Origin of the sequence: Paraburkholderia sp. J11-2 (assembly GCF_905220185.1) — a bacterium.
In the GTDB taxonomy this organism is placed as follows: Bacteria; Pseudomonadota; Gammaproteobacteria; order Burkholderiales; family Burkholderiaceae; genus Paraburkholderia.
On the sequence record NZ_CAJMYY010000044.1, the window covers coordinates 20,222 to 35,952 of the forward strand.

The following is a 15,731-nucleotide window of genomic DNA, read 5'->3' on the forward strand; positions in this document are numbered from 1 at the left end:
ATGCGACTGCTGCAGTGCGAAAAAACGTGCCAAGCCGCTCCGGACGTCCTTGCGCACCATGAAGCGCCCCCTCTTGCAACGGCCCGCGCCGCCTCCAGATAGCGTTCAGGAACACGAGGTGTCGCACGAAAACGCCCCGCGAAAATACTCACGCCGCTGCCGGAATATCCCGCCGAATGTGGTCTGCAGGACGGAAACCCTGTTTGCGGCATGAGTACTATCACCGTCGGCAACGCATAGGGATTTAGGCTACACTGGCGTCGGCAATTGGCTGGGCCACGTGGTTTTCGTGCGAATGGCGTGTGATTCGGACGTGTGACTCGGGTTCGGTCTGGCCGCCCCGGCGGCCCCGGATGAATTTTCAGTTTTGGTGTATCGTGGCGAGCAATTTACTCAGCCTCGAATCGAAAGAGGTATTCATACAATGAGCGAACAAATCAAGCATATCAGCGACGCATCGTTCGAACAGGACGTCGTGAAATCGGACAAGCCCGTGCTGCTGGACTTCTGGGCCGAGTGGTGTGGTCCGTGCAAGATGATCGCGCCGATTCTCGATGAAGTCGCGAAGGATTATGGCGATCGCCTTCAGGTCGCAAAGATCAACGTCGACGAGCACCAGTCGACGCCGGTGAAGTTCGGCGTGCGCGGCATCCCCACGCTGATCCTCTTCAAGAACGGCGCCGTGGCGGCGCAGAAGGTCGGCGCGCTGTCGAAGTCGCAGCTCACCGCGTTCCTGGACAGCCACCTGTAACTTCTTCGTCGGCCGCCCCGCCCTGCCGGGCGCATTGTCCGGCCAGCAAGGGAACGAGCCACGCAATGGTGCGTGTTGTCATGCGACAACACGCACCATAAAAACACGTCAAAACTTGCTGTCGGTCTTCACTGACGGTTTCTGGCGTGTGCTATGCTAGAATTCATAAAGCGTCTATCCGGCGCCCTTATAAAAGTTTCAAGCAAAGTTTCAAGCAAAAGTCCTTGAGCGGTTCCGCTCGCTTCTGTTCCCCCTGACTTCTTTTCGTCGCATCCTCCCCGACGGGTTCTCCGTATGCATCTTTCCGAGCTCAAGTCTCTGCACGTGTCCGAATTGATCGAGATGGCCAATGGCCTCGAGATCGAAAATGCGAACCGCCTGCGCAAGCAGGAACTCATGTTCGCGATTCTCAAAAAGCGCGCCAAGACGGGCGAAACGATCTTCGGTGACGGCACGCTCGAAGTGCTCCCCGACGGCTTCGGCTTCCTGCGCTCGCCGGAAACCTCGTATCTCGCCAGCACGGACGATATCTATATCAGCCCGTCGCAGATCCGCCGCTTCAACCTGCACACCGGCGACACGATCGAAGGTGAAGTGCGCACGCCGAAGGACGGCGAACGCTACTTCGCGCTCGTGAAGGTGGACAAGGTCAACGGCCAGCCGCCCGAGGCCTCGAAGCACAAGATCATGTTCGAGAATCTCACGCCGCTGCACCCGAACAAGGTGCTGCTGCTCGAGCGCGAAATGCGCGGTGAGGAGAACGTGACGGGCCGCATCATCGACATGATCGCGCCTATCGGCAAGGGTCAGCGCGGCCTGCTGGTCGCGTCGCCGAAGTCCGGTAAAACCGTGATGCTCCAGCACATCGCGCACGCCATCAAGCAGAACCACCCCGACGTGGTCCTGTTCGTGCTGCTGATCGACGAGCGTCCGGAAGAAGTGACCGAAATGCAGCGTTCGGTGGCAGGCGAAGTGATCGCCTCGACCTTCGACGAACCGGCTGCGCGTCACGTGCAGGTCGCCGAAATGGTGATCGAAAAGGCCAAGCGCCTCGTCGAAATGAAGCACGACGTCGTGATTCTGCTCGACTCGATCACGCGTCTCGCACGCGCCTACAACACCGTTGTGCCCGCATCGGGCAAGGTGCTCACGGGTGGTGTGGACGCCAACGCACTGCAACGTCCGAAGCGCTTCTTCGGCGCGGCACGTAACATCGAAGAAGGCGGCTCGCTCACCATCATCGGTACGGCGCTGATCGAAACCGGCAGCCGCATGGACGACGTGATCTACGAAGAGTTCAAGGGCACCGGCAACATGGAAGTGCACCTCGAGCGCCGCCTCGCGGAAAAGCGCGTCTACCCGTCGATCAACCTGAACAAGTCGGGCACGCGCCGCGAAGAGCTGCTGATCAAGCCGGACATCCTCCAGAAGATCTGGGTGCTGCGCAAGTTCATCCACGACATGGACGAAGTCGAGGCCATGGAATTCCTGCTCGACAAAATCCGTCAGACGAAGAACAACTCCGAGTTCTTCGACATGATGCGCCGCGGCGGCTAACGCCCTCGCCCGCTCGATTCAGTGCAAAACGCCCGCGAATTCGCGGGCGTTTTTCTTTTCCGGCAGCACATCGTTTCACGCCACAACGTGTACGTGAACGTTCACGTTGAACTATAATGCGCGGCATGTCTCGATCGCCCCACGGCGAAAAAAGAGTGCCTCATGTCCAAGGATTCCCCTGCGCTACTCACGGTGCGCGACGCCGCCGAGCGGCTCAATGTCACGCCGCGCACGCTCAAATATTACGAAGAGCGTGGGCTCGTCAGCCCCTCGCGCAGCGAAGGCCGCTACCGGCTCTACGACGAGCACGACCTCGAGCAGTTCTCGCGCATCCTGCGGCTGCGCGCGCTCGGCTTTTCGCTGCACGGCATCACCGAAATGCTCAAGCGGCCGCTCGAGCAGGCGGGCGAAGGCCGCCGGCGCTACTCGCAGGAGTCGTTGCAGCAAATCGCTAACGCGCTTACGCAGCAGATCGCAACGCTGGACACCCGCATTGCGGACGTGCGCCGCGAGTTGAAGGAAGCGCAGACGGTGCGCGCGGAGCTTGCCGACGATCTCGATTACCTGCAGCGGCGGCTGGCCGGCGAGCCTTCCGATCAATTGATCGAGCAACGCCTCGCCGCCACGCGGCGCCGCAAGGCGGCCGCGAGCGGCAAGGCTACAGAGCCTGCAGGCCAAGCACGCGACGACAACGATTCGGCATGAGCACGGCCCAACCCCGCGAGCCGATCTTCAGCGCGGCACGCCTGCGCGGCGACTTTTTCCCATGGGTGCTCGCCCTCGCGACCGGTCTCGACTACTACGACAACGCGATCTTTTCGTTCTTCACGAGCTATATCGCGGGCGGCATCAACGCTTCGCCCGACGAGCTCGTCTGGTCGTCGAGCGCCTACGCCGTATGCGCCGTTCTGGGCATCCTGCAGCAGCAATGGTGGGTGGAGCGCATGGGCTACCGGCGCTACGTGGCTAGCTGCCTGCTGCTCTATTCCGCCGGCGCAATCGCGGCCGCTCTGTGCGAATCATCGATCGAACTCGCCTTCGCGCGCGGGTTTCAGGGCTATTTCATCGGCCCGATGATGGGCACCTGCCGCATCCTCATCCAGATCAGCTTCACGCCGCAGCAACGCCCGGTCGCAACGCGCGCGTTCCTCATTCTCATCGTGCTCTCCAGCGCGCTCGCGCCACTCGTGGGCGGTCAGCTCGTCGCGCATTTCGACTGGCGCGCCCTGTTTGCCTTTTGCGCGCCCGCAGGCGTGCTCTATGCCGTGCTAGCCCTGTTCGCATTGCCCGATACGGGTCACTTGTTGCCCGAGGAGCGCGGCGAAGCGCACTTCTGGCCGTACATCCTCTTCGCGTTTGCGCAGGGCGCGCTGCAAATCGCCATGCAGCAGGTGCGCTTCGAACTCTTCAGCGCGTCGCCGGAAATCATCCTGCTCACGCTCGTCGGCGTCACCGCGCTCGCCTGGTTCGGCTGGCACCAGTGGCATCATCCGAAGCCGCTCATGCGCCTGCACGCGCTACGCGAGAAACCGTTCCAGGTGGGCCTGCTGCTCTACATGGCCTATTACTACCTGAGCACGGCACTCAGCTATCTGGTCTCGCGGCTACTCGAAGGCGGATTCAACTACCCTGTCGAAAATGCCGGCCGCCTCACCGGTGTCACATCGCTCATCTCGGCCGGCGCGCTCTTTTTCTATTTCCGCTACGCGAAGTTCATCACGCACAAGAAATGGATCATTGTGCCGGGCTTCGTACTCTCGGCATTCATCTCGTTCTGGATGACGCAGCTCACGCCAGAGGCGAGCGAAGCCTGGCTCATCCCGCCGCTGCTGCTGCGCGGCCTGCTACTGCTCTTCATCGTGCTGCCCGTCGCGAATCTCACGTTTCGCATCTTCGCAATCGAAGAATTCACGCACGGTTACCGCTTGAAAAACGTCGTCCGGCAGTTGACGATATCGTTCGCCACCGCCACGGTTATCATCGTCGAGCAGCACCGGCTCGCGCTGCACCAGACGCGGCTCGCCGAATTCGTGAATCCGTTCAACCCGGCGTTTCAGCGCACGTACGCCGCGCTCACGCATTCGTTCGAGCTCATGGGCCGGTCCGCAAGCGAAGCGCATGGACTCGCGCTCGCGCAGGTGAGCCGCATGGTCGCGCAGCAGGCGAGCTTTCTGAGTTCGCTCGACGGGTTCTACTTCCTGATCGGCGTGGCGGTGTGCGGCGGGATCTTCGCCGCGTGGCAAAAGCAGATTGACTGAACGACACTCAGACGCACGGGAAAACACACCCAGCGATGCTTTCGAAACTCTCTCACTGGTTCGACGCGCGCCGCCGCGAAAAAGCGCTGCGCGCCTACGCGATCGACGACGCGCTCTGGCAGGCTACGGTCAATGGGCTGCCGTTTCTCAAGCACCTCGACGCCGCCGACCTCGTGCGCCTGCGCGAGCTGACAAGCCTCTTCATCGCGCAAAAGGAATTCTCGACGGCGCACGATCTCGAACTGACCGACCCGATGACTGTGGCAATCGCCGCGCAAGCGTCGCTGCCCGTGCTCAATCTTTCGCTCGATCTCTACAAGGGCTGGGTGGGCGTCGTCGTCTATCCGGGCGAATTCGTGATCCGCAAAACCGTCGAGGACGAGGATGGCGTGGTCCACGAGGTCGAGCACGATGCGAGCGGCGAAGCCTGGGAAGGCGGCCCCGTGATCCTTTCGTGGGAAGACGCGCAGATGACCGATGGCAGCGACGCGTACAACGTCGTGATCCACGAGTTCGCGCACAAGATCGACATGCTCAACGGAGAGGCCGACGGTCATCCGCCCCTTTTTCGACGCTGGCACGCGCCGCTCGACGCGCAGGCGTGGGCCGACGTGTTCGACAACGCCTACGATCAGTTCTGCGACAAGGTAGACGCCGTGCCGGAGCGCCGCTGGGCGCGCTTCGAGCGCGATTCGCTGATCGATCCCTATGCCGCCGACCATCCGTCGGAGTTCTTTGCAGTGTGCAGCGAGGCGCTTTTCGTCAAGCCGAAGGCCTTCGAAGCGGAATATCCCGAGCTTTACCGGCTGCTTGCGCGGTATTACCGCCAGGACCCGGCGCGCGTGGGCGCATTGGACGGCCGACCCGCCTGAAACCTGTCGCGCGGAGCCCTCAAAAATTCGCCAACCGGCTGATTATCTGGCATAATCGCCGTTTTTCGACCCTTGGGTAAGTGGCTCGCGCGAGCAAAGTCGGCAGCATGGTGTTGCAGGCACGCGGGTTGGCTACCGCCAGATTTAAGGAATAATCATGAAAGAAGGCATTCACCCGGATTACCGCGAAGTCCTGTTCATCGACGTTTCGAACGACTTCAAGTTCGTGACCCGCTCGACGATCCAGACGCGCGAAACCGCCGAATTCAACGGCAAGACCTACCCGCTCGCCAAGATCGAAGTGTCGTCGGAATCGCATCCGTTCTACACGGGCACGCAAAAGATCATGGATACGGCAGGCCGTGTCGAGAAGTTCAACAAGAAGTTCGGCGCACGCGCCTCGGGCAAGGCCGGCAAGTAAGCACTTCGCCGCACCGGCTTCTCGCCGGTCCCGCATTGAACGTGCACAAAAAGGGCAGCATACGCTGCCCTTTTTTGTTGTCTGCGCCACCGTTGTGCAGTCCAGCGGGCCAGGCGGATGCGACTTACCGCCCCTTTTCAGATATTTCGTTGGATTAATACGCGGCTAACGCCGTGACGCGCGGTCACCGGCCCGGCTAGAATGCCGGATTGCTCCGCGGCGCACGGCCGGGTGTACCGTCTGCCGCGCATGCCTGCTTGATCCTCGCGTGTGAGCCGCCCGCTCGAGCACGCCCGGTTTATCCGTCTCCCTTCGTACTGCATGAAGCCAGCCATTCGACTGACCGCCTCCGCCACCAGCGCCCTGCCGCGCTGGCTGCTGCTGACCATTTGTATCGTCTTCGCGGCGTTCGGCCTCTTTGGCCGCGACCCGTGGAAGAACGAGGATGCGGCGGGCTTCGGCGTAATGTGGACGATGGCGGGCGGCACGTCGCACGACTGGCTGCTGCCGAACCTCGTCGGCAAGTACGTGACCGAGAACGGTCCGCTCGGTTACTGGCTGGGCGCCGCCTGTATTCGCCTGTTCGCACCGTGGGTCGACGCCAGCAACGCCTCGCGTATCGCCACGGGCGTGCTGTTCTGTCTCGCGTGCGCGTTCGTCTGGTACAGCGCGTATCTGCTGGGCCGACGCCCCGAAGTCCAGCCGTTCAAGTACGCATTCGGCGGCGAGCCCGAGCCGCGCGACTACGGCCGCACCCTCGGTGACGGCGCCCTGCTCATTCTGCTCGCCTGCTTCGGTCTCGCCGAGCGCGGTCACGAAACCACGCCGCAACTCATGCAGTTCGTGGGCATCGCCATGGTCGTGTACGGCATCGTGCGCGCCATCGACAAGCCGGTTCAGGGCGCCCTCTGGTGGGGCCTCGCGCTCGGCATCGTGATGCTTTCGAGCGGCCCCGTGCTGGTGGGCGCACTCCTGATCGGCACGCTCGCCATGCTCGCCATCGCGCCCGAAACGCGCTCGCGCTGGCTCCTCGTGGCGGGCCTGCCCGTCGCACTCGTGATCTCCGCATCATGGCCACTGCTGGCGCTGCACTTCTACCCCGACGACGCCGTCTGGTTTCTCAACCAGTGGGCGCACACCAACGTCAATGCCTTTGCGGGACCGCCGGGCTACGTGCTGCGCTACGCCGCCAAGAACCTGCCGCTCTTCACCTGGCCCGCGTGGCCGCTGGCGATCTGGGCCTTCGTGAGCTGGGCGGGACTGCGCCGCAAGCCGCACATCGCGATTCCGCTGTCGGTGATCGTGCCGCTGCTCATCCTCGTGGTCGTGCAGAGCCACGAATCGAACCGGCTCTTCATGCTCGTGCTGCCCGCGCTTTCGGTGCTCGCGACCTTCGCGCTGCCCACGCTCAAGCGCGGCGCAATCAACGCGATCGACTGGTTCGCGGTGCTGAGCTTCACGATTCTCGGCACCTTCGTGTGGCTCGTGTGGCTCGCGGGCATGACCGGCTTCCCTGCGCCGCTCGCGCGCAATCTCGCGCGCCTCGCGCCGGGCTTCGTGCCGCAGTTCAAGATTCTCTCGTTCGTGTGCGCGGTGGCTGTCACCGTGTGCTGGATGGCGCTCGTGCAGTGGCGCGTGGCGCGTCATCCGAAGGTGCTGTGGCGCAGCGTCGTGCTCTCGAGCGGCGGCACCACGCTCATGTGGGTGCTGCTCATGACGCTCTGGTTGCCGGTCGTCAACTACAGCCGGACCTATAAGGATGTGGCCGAGCAGATCTCCGCGCACCTGCCCGCCGACTATCAGTGCATCTCGCCCGTGCGCCTCGGCGACGCTCAGATCGCCACCTTCGCGTACTTCGGCAAGATGCACTTCTCGTTCAACGAGGACTGCGACGTGATCCTGCGCCAGGACACGCAGGACTACAGCGAGCCGAGCCCGATGCCGGACTACGTTTGGAAGCTAGTATGGGAAGGCCGCCGCGCGGCCGACCGCGACGAACGCTTCCGCCTGTACGTGCGCACCGACCGCCCGACGCCGCCGCTCAAGAAGCATGTCTGGCGCAAGCGTCCGGACTGAGGCTGCGGTGACGACGACGCTCGTCGGTGACGTCCGGCGCATTGCCGCGCTGGCGTGGCCGGTGCTGGTCGGCCAGCTCGCGATCATCGCGTTCGGCGTGATCGACACCGCGATGGTCGGCCGCTACTCGGCGCTCGACCTCGCAGCGCTCGGCCTCGGATCGTCGATTTACGTCTCGGTCTACATTGCCCTCACAGGCATTCTCAGCGCGCTGCAGCCGGTTGCGGCGCAGCTCTACGGTGCGCGCAAGGACACCGAAATCGGTCTCGAAGTGCGCCAGGCGTTCTGGCTCGCGCTCGTGTTGATGGCGATCGGCTTCACGATCCTCTACTTTCCCGGTCCGCTGCTCGACCTCGCGCGGGCGCCCGAAGCGCTGCGCGAGCGCACCGTCGGCTATCTGCGGCTGCTCTCGTTCGGGCTGCCCGCGGCGCTGGCCTTTCGCATCTACAGCTCGCTCGCCAATGCCGTGGGGCGGCCGCGCCTCGTGATGTTCCTGCAAGTCGGCGCGCTCGTGCTAAAGGTGCCGCTCAACACGTGGCTCATCTTCGGCGGTCTTGGGGTGCCGGCGCTCGGCGGCCCGGGTTGCGCGCTCGCGAGCACGTCGATCAACTGGGCGCTTGCGTTGTGCGCGGCCGTCGCGTTCACGCGTGTCGATGTATTCGCGCCGTTCGAAATCTTCAAGCACTTCTGCTGGCCCGAGTGGAAGCGCCAGGCCGAACTGCTCAAGCTCGGCATTCCGATGGGGCTTTCCTACCTCATCGAAGTGACGTCGTACACGTTCATGGCGATCTTCATCGCGCGCATGGGCACGACCACGCTCGCCGGTCATCAGATCGCGGGCAACATCGGCGCAGTGCTCTACATGACGCCGCTGTCGATCGGCGTGGCAACCTCGACGCTCGTTGCGCAGGCGCTGGGCGGCAATCGCCCGGCCGAGGCGCGCACGCTCGCGCGGCACGGCGTGGCCACTGCCGTGGCGATTGCCTGCTGCTACGGCGCGATCGTGTTCGTGCTGCGCCCGCTCATCATCGGCGGCTACACGCCGGACCCCGCCGTGGCGGTCGCGGCCATGCCGCTCGTCGCCATCGTCACCTGCTATCACGTGTTCGACGCGCTGCAGATCACGACAGCCTTCGCTTTGCGCGCCTACAAGGTCGCGGTCGTGCCGACCATCATCTATGCGATCGCGCTCTGGGGCGTGGGGCTTGGCGGCGGCTACGCGCTGGGCTTCGACGTGACCGGCACGATGCCCGCCTGGGCAACGGGCGCGCGCGGCTTCTGGCTCGCCAACATGGCGAGCCTGTTGATTGCCGGTGCTGGACTTCTGTTCTATCTCTCTCGGGTGAGTACGCGATTTTTGCGAGCCGGCGCGTAGCCTGCTGTCGCAAAATGCGTTTGGCGGTTAGTTGCAAAGACAGCTCACCCCGCCTCGGCTCGTCGCGCCGACTCCACCGTCTGCGCCGCGTGATACGAGGAACGGACAAGCGGGCCGGCCACGACCTCGCTAAACCCCATCGCGAGGCCTGCCGCGCGTAACCCGGCAAATTCATCAGGATGCACATAGCGCTTCACCGGTAAATGAAACTTCGACGGCGCGAGATACTGCCCGATCGTCAGCACTTCTACGCGATGCTCGCGCAGATCGCGCAGGGTCGCGAGCAGCTCCGCGTCGGTTTCGCCCAGCCCCACCATCAACCCCGACTTCGTGACGAGCGCACCGTTCGCCGCTTTGGCGCGCGCCAGCAGATCGAGCGAGCCGCGATAGTCCGCACCTGGCCGCGCCGCGCGATAAAGCGAGGGTACGGTCTCGATGTTGTGATTGAACACGTCGGGCCAGGCGAGCGAAAGCGCGTCTAGCGCGCGGGCGATCCGGCCGCGAAAATCCGGCGTCAGCACTTCGACGCCGATCCCCGGCACACGCTCGCGCACTTGTGCAATACAGCGCGCGAAGTGCGCCGCCCCGCCGTCGCGCAAGTCGTCGCGATCGACCGACGTGATGACGACGTGACGCAAGCCCAGCGCCGCGACCGCCGCCGCCAGATGCGCGGGTTCATCCTCGTCGAGCGGCGCGGGCCGCCCGTGAGCGACGTCGCAGAACGGGCAGCGCCGCGTGCAAAGGCCGCCCATGATCATGAAAGTCGCGGTGCGCTGCGCGAAGCACTCGCCGATGTTCGGGCACATCGCCTCTTCGCACACCGAATGAAGCCGGTGTTCGCGCAATACGGCCGCCACGCCCGCGACGGTCTCGCTCATGAGCGGCCGTGCGCGCAGCCACGACGGCTTCGGCAAGACCGAGTCGCTACCGGTGGGAGGTACGATCTTCACCGGAATCCGCGCAAGCTTCTCGCGGCTGCGCAGCCCCTCCTGACCGAGCGCCGTGCTCGACACGTGAGGCGCATGAGACGTACGGGACGTAGCGGCCTCCATGCTCAGGCTCCTTCGTCGAGAAAGGCGTTGAGCAGGCGATTAACTTCCTGCGCGGCCTCCATCTGCACCATATGCCCCTTGCCCGCGATCACTTCCACGCGCACCTGCGAGGGCAACCCCTGCGCATGGCGCGCCGGAATGATCTGGTCGGCCTCGCCCCAGATCACGAGCGCGCGCGGCGCGAGCGAGGCAACGCGCTCGCGGAACACGCGCCGCTGCGCGCCGCCCTCGAACGCCTGCCCGGCGATCTTGCCGAGCGCGGCCTGCACGCCTTCGAGCCGCTTGTACTTCACGAGGTCTTCGACGAGTTGACGCGTGACCAATGCGGGATCGGCGAATAGCTTCGTCACGTGCGGCTTGAGCGCGTTGCGGTTCGCCGCCGCGACGAAGCCCTCGATATACGCGCTGTCGATCTCGCTCCCCAGGCCCGCACTCGAAATCAGCGCAAGGGAAGCCACGCGCCCGGTCGCCTGCTCGGCCACCGCCATCGCCACCGCACCGCCCAGCGAGTGCCCGACGAGATGCGCCCGGCCGATGTTCTGCGCGTCGAGGAATGCGATCACGCTCTGCGCAAGCTCGTCGAGGCTGCCGCTCTCGAGCGCCTTACCCGACTCGCCGTGCCCCGGCAGATCGAGCGCCCAGACGGTACGCTCCGCCGCCAGATCCGTGTGGTTGAAGAGCCAGTTGTTGAGATCGCCGCCAAAGCCGTGGATCAGCACGACCGGCACGCCCTCGCCTTCACCCTGCTTCAGGTAGCGCATGATCCTGCCGCCGATTTGCGCCTTTTCCGGCTGCGGCCCTGCGTCGGCGTCGCCCGCTTGCGCAGGCACGAAGTCGCGCTGGAATTCGGCTACGGCGGCATCGATATCCGCGTCTGCGGCTTCGGCATCGGCTACTACGCCTAGCAGCGCGCCCACGGGCAGCGTGTCGCCCTCCTGAGCGATCTGCCGCCGCAACACGCCCTCGAACGCGCACTCCACCCCCGACGCGATCTTGTCGGACTCGACATCGAGCAATTCATCTCCCTTGGTGACCTTGTCGCCGAGCGATTTGAGCCAGCCGTTCACCTGGCCCTGCTCCATCGACAGGCCCCATTTGGGCATCGTGATCATGTGAATCGGCATGACTTCAGCTCCTTGCTGCGCGCGCGGCTTCGGCAATCTTGTCCGCCGAGGGGATGTAGAGGTCTTCCAGCGACGCCGCGAACGGCACCGGCGTATGCGGCGCGGTCACCATGCCGACCGGGGCCTTCAGCTCCTTGAACGCTTTCTGACCGACGAGCGCGGCAATGTCGGTTGCGATCGAGCAGCGCGGGTTCGCTTCGTCCACGACCACGACGCGGCCCGTGCGGCGCGCGCTTTCGAGGATCGTTTCCTCGTCGAGCGGCGACGTGGTGCGCAGGTCGATCACATCTGCTTCGATGCCGTCTTTCGCGAGCTTCTGCGCGGCGTCGAGCGCGTAGTGCACCATGCGCCCATACGTGACGATCGTGACGTCGTCGCCGTCGCGCGCGATATTGGCCTCGCCGAACGGAATCGAATAGGATTCCTCCGGAACATCGCCTTCCATCGTGTAGAGCAGTTTGTGCTCGCAGAAGATCACGGGGTCGTTGTCGCGAATCGCTTCGATCATGAGGCCCTTGGCGTCATAAGGTGTCGCCGGGCATACGACTTTCAGCCCCGGAATATGCGTGAAGAGCGAGGTGAGCATCTGCGAGTGCTGCGCCGCCGCGCGCAAGCCTGCGCCATACATGGTGCGGATCACGACCGGCGTGACCGCCTTGCCGCCGAACATGTAGCGAAACTTCGCGGCCTGGTTGAATATCTGGTCGAAGCACACGCCCATGAAGTCGATGAACATCAACTCCGCCACCGGCCGCATGCCGCACGCCGCCGCGCCCACGGCCGTACCAATGAAGCCGCCTTCCGAGAGCGGCGTATCGAGCACGCGCCCCGGGAACTTGCCGTAAAGGCCCTTCGTCACGCCGAGCACGCCGCCCCACGCGTCCTGCTCGCCGGGCGCGCCCGCGCCGCCCGCATTGTCCTCGCCCATGACGATCACGCTCTCGTCGCGCCCCATCTCCTGGGCCAGCGCTTCGTTGATGGCCTGCGAATAGGTAATTTTCCGTGCCATTTTCGTCTCCTTGATCTGGAATCCTGATGACCCGAGCGCACAGCGCTCAGGGATACGACACGTACACGTCGGTGAGCAGCGCTTCGGCCGGCGGCAACGGCGCGGCCTTGGCCTGCGTGACCGCGTCGTCGATCAGTTGCTTCACTTCGGCGTCCACCTTGCGCAGATCGTCGCTGCTTGCGAGTTCGGCACGCACCACACGCTCCTCGAAGCGCTTCAGACAGTCCTTTTCCTCGCGCAGCTTTTGCACTTCGCCAGGCGCGCGATAGGTTTGCGCGTCGCCCTCGAAGTGGCCGAAATAGCGCGAGAGTTTCATTTCCACGAGCGTCGGGCCGCCGCCGTTGCGCGCTCGCGCAATGGCTTCGCCCAAAGCCTCGTACACGGCGAAAAAGTCGAAACCGTCGACGATCACGCCCGGCATGCCGAAGCCGTTCGCGCGGTCGGCGATATTGTCGGCCGCGACCGACCACGTGGACGACGTCGCCTCGGCGTAGCCGTTGTTTTCCGCGACGAAGATCACCGGCAGGCGCCACACGGAGGCGAGATTCATCGACTCGAAGATCACCCCCTGATTCGACGCGCCATCGCCAAAGAAGCACACGCCCACGCCGCCCGTCTTCTTCTGCTTCGCGGCGAGCGCCGCGCCGCACGTGAGCGGACCGCCCGCGCCCACGATGCCGTTCGCGCCCAGCATGCCCTTCGACAAGTCGGCGATATGCATCGAGCCGCCCTTGCCGCGGCACGAGCCCGTGGTCCGGCCATAGATCTCGGCCATCATTTCGTGCACGTCCACGCCCTTGGCGATGCAGTGGCCGTGGCCGCGGTGCGTGGTGGCGACGTAATCGGTGTCGTTCAAGTGGCTCATCGTGCCGACCGCGGACGCCTCCTCGCCTGCGTACAGGTGCACGAAACCTGGAATCTCGCCGGTCGCGAATTCGACGTGCAGCCGTTCCTCGAACTCACGGATCGTGCGCATCGACCGGTACGCGGTGAGCAACTGCTCCTTGTTCAACTGAAGTGACATGGTTGTCTCCTGGGTGGACTACGCTGTATCGCTCTGGATTCGCCTGCTGCGGGAAATGCCACTGCTCCTAGTGAAAAGTGAAACCGCCGTCGATGTTCACCGACTGGCCCGTGATGTTGTCCATGGTTGCGAAGAACAGCGCGAGCCGCCCCATGTCCTCCGGTGTTTGCGCGCGGCCTTGCGGGATCAGCGTGAGCTGATGGCGCTGCCAGGATTCTTCGACGCTCTCGCCCTGCGTCTTCCATTCGTCGGAGAGCCGGTCCCACATATATGTGCGCACGATGCCGGGACAAATCGCATTCACGGTGATGCCTTCGCGCGCAACCTCTTTGGCGAGCGCGTTGGTGAAGCCGACCACGGCGAATTTCGAGGCGCTGTAGTGCGCGAGATTCGGAAACCCTTCCTTGCCGGCGATCGAAGCGACGTTGATGATCCGCCCGCGCTTTTGCGTAAGGAAATGCGCCAACGCAGCCTTGCAGCCGAGAAACACCCCCTTTGCATTGACGTTCATGACGAAGTCCCAGTCCCGCTCCGTTAATTCGGATACCGGATTAATCGAAATCACGCCGGCGCAGTTCACGAGAATATCGAGGCCACCGAGTTCGGAGATCGCCTGCGAGACCATCCCTTCGAGCTGGGCCGCCTGGGTGACGTCGACCTTGGCGAATGCCGCGCGCCTGCCGAGCGCGCGTATCTCTTCGACCGTCGCTGCCAGCGGCTCTTCAAGCAGATCCGCGAGCAATACGTCCGCACCGGCCTGCGCGAGCGTGAGCGCAATGCCGCGGCCGATGCCGCGTGCACCGCCGGTCACGATCGCGACCTGGCCTTTCAAGGGTGTGTCCATGCCGATGTCTCCTTGTTTCGGTTATGAGTGGAGCAAGCAAGCCAGGCCGCTATACGCGCGCGGCGGCCTCGCGCAACAACTGATGCGACGCCGCGTAACGCAGCGTGCGAGCAACATCGACGGTCAGCGGGCCGTGCCAGTCGAGCGTCACTTCATAGCGGTCGCCGCGCGCCGGTTCGATTTCGCGCTCGCCGTCGAACGCGAGCGTGCCGTGGCCCGCTTCGAGCGGGAGCGCCACGCCCACTTCGAGGCGCTGGCACGTGCGCATCGTCAGGCGCTCGACGCGGCCCGGCGCGATCGGTGCGAGCAATGGCACCCCTGCTGCGCCGCCCTCGGGCGCGCCTGGCTCAGCGAAAGTCATATGCAGACCGTGCGCGGCGTCGCGCCCGACCGGCGCCCATGCTCCACCGATCGACGAAAGGCCGATGCCGTCGGGCGGCGCAAAGGTCAAGAAAAGTGATTCGATATCCGAACTTTCTGAAATCGCGCGCGCGCCGATGAAAGGCTGACGCGCCACGCAAATATCGACGAGCGCAATTTCCTCGCGCCCGCGCGACGGCCCTTCCACGCAGCGCGCGACGAGCCGCTTGTTGCGCGAGAGCGCCGCTTCCGCGGGCACCGCGCCGGTCGCGACGAGTGCGCCCGCGAGGCCCGCGACGGTGGCCTCGCGTAGTTCGGGAAAGGCGTTGTTGGTGCCGGTCGAGAGCGCGAGCAGCGGCGTGGCGCCGCAATGCGCGGCGACGGCGCGATGGGTGCCGTCGCCACCCAGCACCGCGATCAGCGCGACTTCTTCACGCACCATGTGATCGACGCCCGCGTGCGTATCGGCGGCGCTTTCGCTCACCGGCAGATCGACGAATACGACCTCGGGCCAGGGCTCGTGTGCAGCGATGGCCGCGTGCGTCCCGATCGCCCGCAGCAACAGCGCGGCTACGCCCGTGTTGTCGCGCAGCGTGAGCACCCGAGCGACGCCGAGCGCGCCCAGGCCCGCGAGCAGGCGCACGACCATATTCGCCTTCTCGGCCGTGGGAAAGACAGATGCATGCGAAGTGAGACGGCGGATGTCGCGGCCCGATGCGGGGTTCGCGATCACGCCTACGGTCACGGGCGTCGTCACGGGTCTTGTCTCCTGTTGGCGTCGCACTGTGAGCTGCTGCGCGCCGCTTTTGCCCGCAAACTCTGCAAGCGTCATGCCAATGACGGCGAGGACACGCTGCATCCGCGTAGAAGGCCGCGCGACGGGGCTCTGCGGCAATCGCATGGCGTGGGGCGAGCGCCGTTTGCGTCGCGTGTGGCGTCTCAGCCGTCGTCTCGCACGCGCAATGCGTCCACGCGCGCAACCGGCCACCCGCGCGGACGAAAACGCGC

14 protein-coding genes are annotated in these 15,731 nt (G+C 64.5%); 8 read left to right on the forward strand and 6 right to left on the reverse strand.

Translation table 11 applies throughout. From position 1 onward, the window contains the following. Window positions 1–424 precede the first annotated feature (424 nt). The 8 genes from trxA (at window position 425) to U5A57_RS38170 (ending at window position 9,310) form a co-directional block, all read left to right on the forward strand. A complete protein-coding gene (trxA, locus tag U5A57_RS38135; RefSeq protein ID WP_027818380.1) occupies window positions 425–751 on the forward strand; it encodes a thioredoxin TrxA in 327 nt (108 codons plus the stop codon). 294 nt (window positions 752–1,045) lie between these two features. Then, on the forward strand, window positions 1,046–2,308 hold the full coding sequence (gene rho, locus U5A57_RS38140; protein WP_027818379.1) for a transcription termination factor Rho: 1,263 nt from the start codon (window positions 1,046–1,048) through the stop codon (window positions 2,306–2,308). Window positions 2,309–2,470: 162 nt separating this feature from the next. Beyond that, window positions 2,471–3,013: a MerR family transcriptional regulator gene (locus U5A57_RS38145; protein ID WP_321917196.1), complete on the forward strand. Its 543-nt coding sequence runs from the start codon at window positions 2,471–2,473 to the stop codon at window positions 3,011–3,013. Next, window positions 3,010–4,566, forward strand: coding sequence for an MFS transporter (locus U5A57_RS38150; protein ID WP_321917198.1), 1,557 nt, complete (start codon window positions 3,010–3,012; stop codon window positions 4,564–4,566). Before U5A57_RS38145 ends, U5A57_RS38150 begins: the two co-directional genes overlap by 4 nt. Window positions 4,567–4,601: 35 nt before the next feature. Next, entirely contained in the window at window positions 4,602–5,438 is an 837-nt protein-coding gene (locus U5A57_RS38155; protein WP_321917200.1) for a M90 family metallopeptidase, read from the forward strand. A gap of 157 nt (window positions 5,439–5,595) precedes the next feature. Continuing rightward, window positions 5,596–5,859, forward strand: coding sequence for a type B 50S ribosomal protein L31 (locus U5A57_RS38160; protein ID WP_069267507.1), 264 nt, complete (start codon window positions 5,596–5,598; stop codon window positions 5,857–5,859). Window positions 5,860–6,180: 321 nt separating this feature from the next. Beyond that, the gene (locus U5A57_RS38165) at window positions 6,181–7,935 is read left to right on the forward strand and encodes a glycosyltransferase family 39 protein (protein ID WP_321917203.1); all 1,755 of its coding nucleotides are present in this window, start codon (window positions 6,181–6,183) and stop codon (window positions 7,933–7,935) included. A gap of 7 nt (window positions 7,936–7,942) precedes the next feature. Continuing rightward, window positions 7,943–9,310, forward strand: coding sequence for an MATE family efflux transporter (locus U5A57_RS38170; RefSeq protein ID WP_321917204.1), 1,368 nt, complete (start codon window positions 7,943–7,945; stop codon window positions 9,308–9,310). 44 nt (window positions 9,311–9,354) lie between these two features. On the opposite strand, the gene lipA is transcribed toward U5A57_RS38170, so the two are convergent. From lipA to U5A57_RS38200, 6 genes are all read right to left on the reverse strand, one after another. After that, window positions 9,355–10,362 carry a lipoyl synthase gene (gene lipA / locus U5A57_RS38175; protein ID WP_321917206.1) on the reverse strand — a complete coding sequence of 336 codons (1,008 nt, stop codon included), beginning with the start codon at window positions 10,360–10,362 and terminating at the stop codon, window positions 9,355–9,357. Between the two features lie 2 nt (window positions 10,363–10,364). After that, window positions 10,365–11,486, reverse strand: coding sequence for an acetoin dehydrogenase dihydrolipoyllysine-residue acetyltransferase subunit (locus U5A57_RS38180; protein ID WP_321917208.1), 1,122 nt, complete (start codon window positions 11,484–11,486; stop codon window positions 10,365–10,367). 4 nt (window positions 11,487–11,490) lie between these two features. After that, window positions 11,491–12,495 (reverse strand): alpha-ketoacid dehydrogenase subunit beta, encoded by a 1,005-nt coding sequence (locus tag U5A57_RS38185; protein WP_321917209.1) that lies wholly within the window; start codon window positions 12,493–12,495, stop codon window positions 11,491–11,493. A 46-nt stretch (window positions 12,496–12,541) separates the two neighbouring features. After that, entirely contained in the window at window positions 12,542–13,519 is a 978-nt protein-coding gene (locus U5A57_RS38190) for a thiamine pyrophosphate-dependent dehydrogenase E1 component subunit alpha (protein ID WP_321917211.1), read from the reverse strand. 67 nt (window positions 13,520–13,586) lie between these two features. Beyond that, window positions 13,587–14,363: an SDR family NAD(P)-dependent oxidoreductase gene (locus U5A57_RS38195; protein ID WP_321917213.1), complete on the reverse strand. Its 777-nt coding sequence runs from the start codon at window positions 14,361–14,363 to the stop codon at window positions 13,587–13,589. 49 nt (window positions 14,364–14,412) lie between these two features. Next, window positions 14,413–15,480, reverse strand: coding sequence for an ATP-NAD kinase family protein (locus tag U5A57_RS38200; RefSeq protein WP_321917215.1), 1,068 nt, complete (start codon window positions 15,478–15,480; stop codon window positions 14,413–14,415). Window positions 15,481–15,731 lie beyond the last annotated feature (251 nt).

Coding starts and splice junctions, on each gene's coding strand:
- trxA (WP_027818380.1), top strand. CDS start 425: ATGAGCGAACAAATCAAGCATATCAGCGACGCATCGTTCGAACAGGAC.
- rho (WP_027818379.1), top strand. CDS start 1,046: ATGCATCTTTCCGAGCTCAAGTCTCTGCACGTGTCCGAATTGATCGAG.
- U5A57_RS38145 (WP_321917196.1), top strand. CDS start 2,471: ATGTCCAAGGATTCCCCTGCGCTACTCACGGTGCGCGACGCCGCCGAG.
- U5A57_RS38150 (WP_321917198.1), top strand. CDS start 3,010: ATGAGCACGGCCCAACCCCGCGAGCCGATCTTCAGCGCGGCACGCCTG.
- U5A57_RS38155 (WP_321917200.1), top strand. CDS start 4,602: ATGCTTTCGAAACTCTCTCACTGGTTCGACGCGCGCCGCCGCGAAAAA.
- U5A57_RS38160 (WP_069267507.1), top strand. CDS start 5,596: ATGAAAGAAGGCATTCACCCGGATTACCGCGAAGTCCTGTTCATCGAC.
- U5A57_RS38165 (WP_321917203.1), top strand. CDS start 6,181: ATGAAGCCAGCCATTCGACTGACCGCCTCCGCCACCAGCGCCCTGCCG.
- lipA (WP_321917206.1), bottom strand. CDS start 10,362: ATGGAGGCCGCTACGTCCCGTACGTCTCATGCGCCTCACGTGTCGAGC.
- U5A57_RS38180 (WP_321917208.1), bottom strand. CDS start 11,486: ATGCCGATTCACATGATCACGATGCCCAAATGGGGCCTGTCGATGGAG.
- U5A57_RS38185 (WP_321917209.1), bottom strand. CDS start 12,495: ATGGCACGGAAAATTACCTATTCGCAGGCCATCAACGAAGCGCTGGCC.
- U5A57_RS38190 (WP_321917211.1), bottom strand. CDS start 13,519: ATGTCACTTCAGTTGAACAAGGAGCAGTTGCTCACCGCGTACCGGTCG.
- U5A57_RS38195 (WP_321917213.1), bottom strand. CDS start 14,363: ATGGACACACCCTTGAAAGGCCAGGTCGCGATCGTGACCGGCGGTGCA.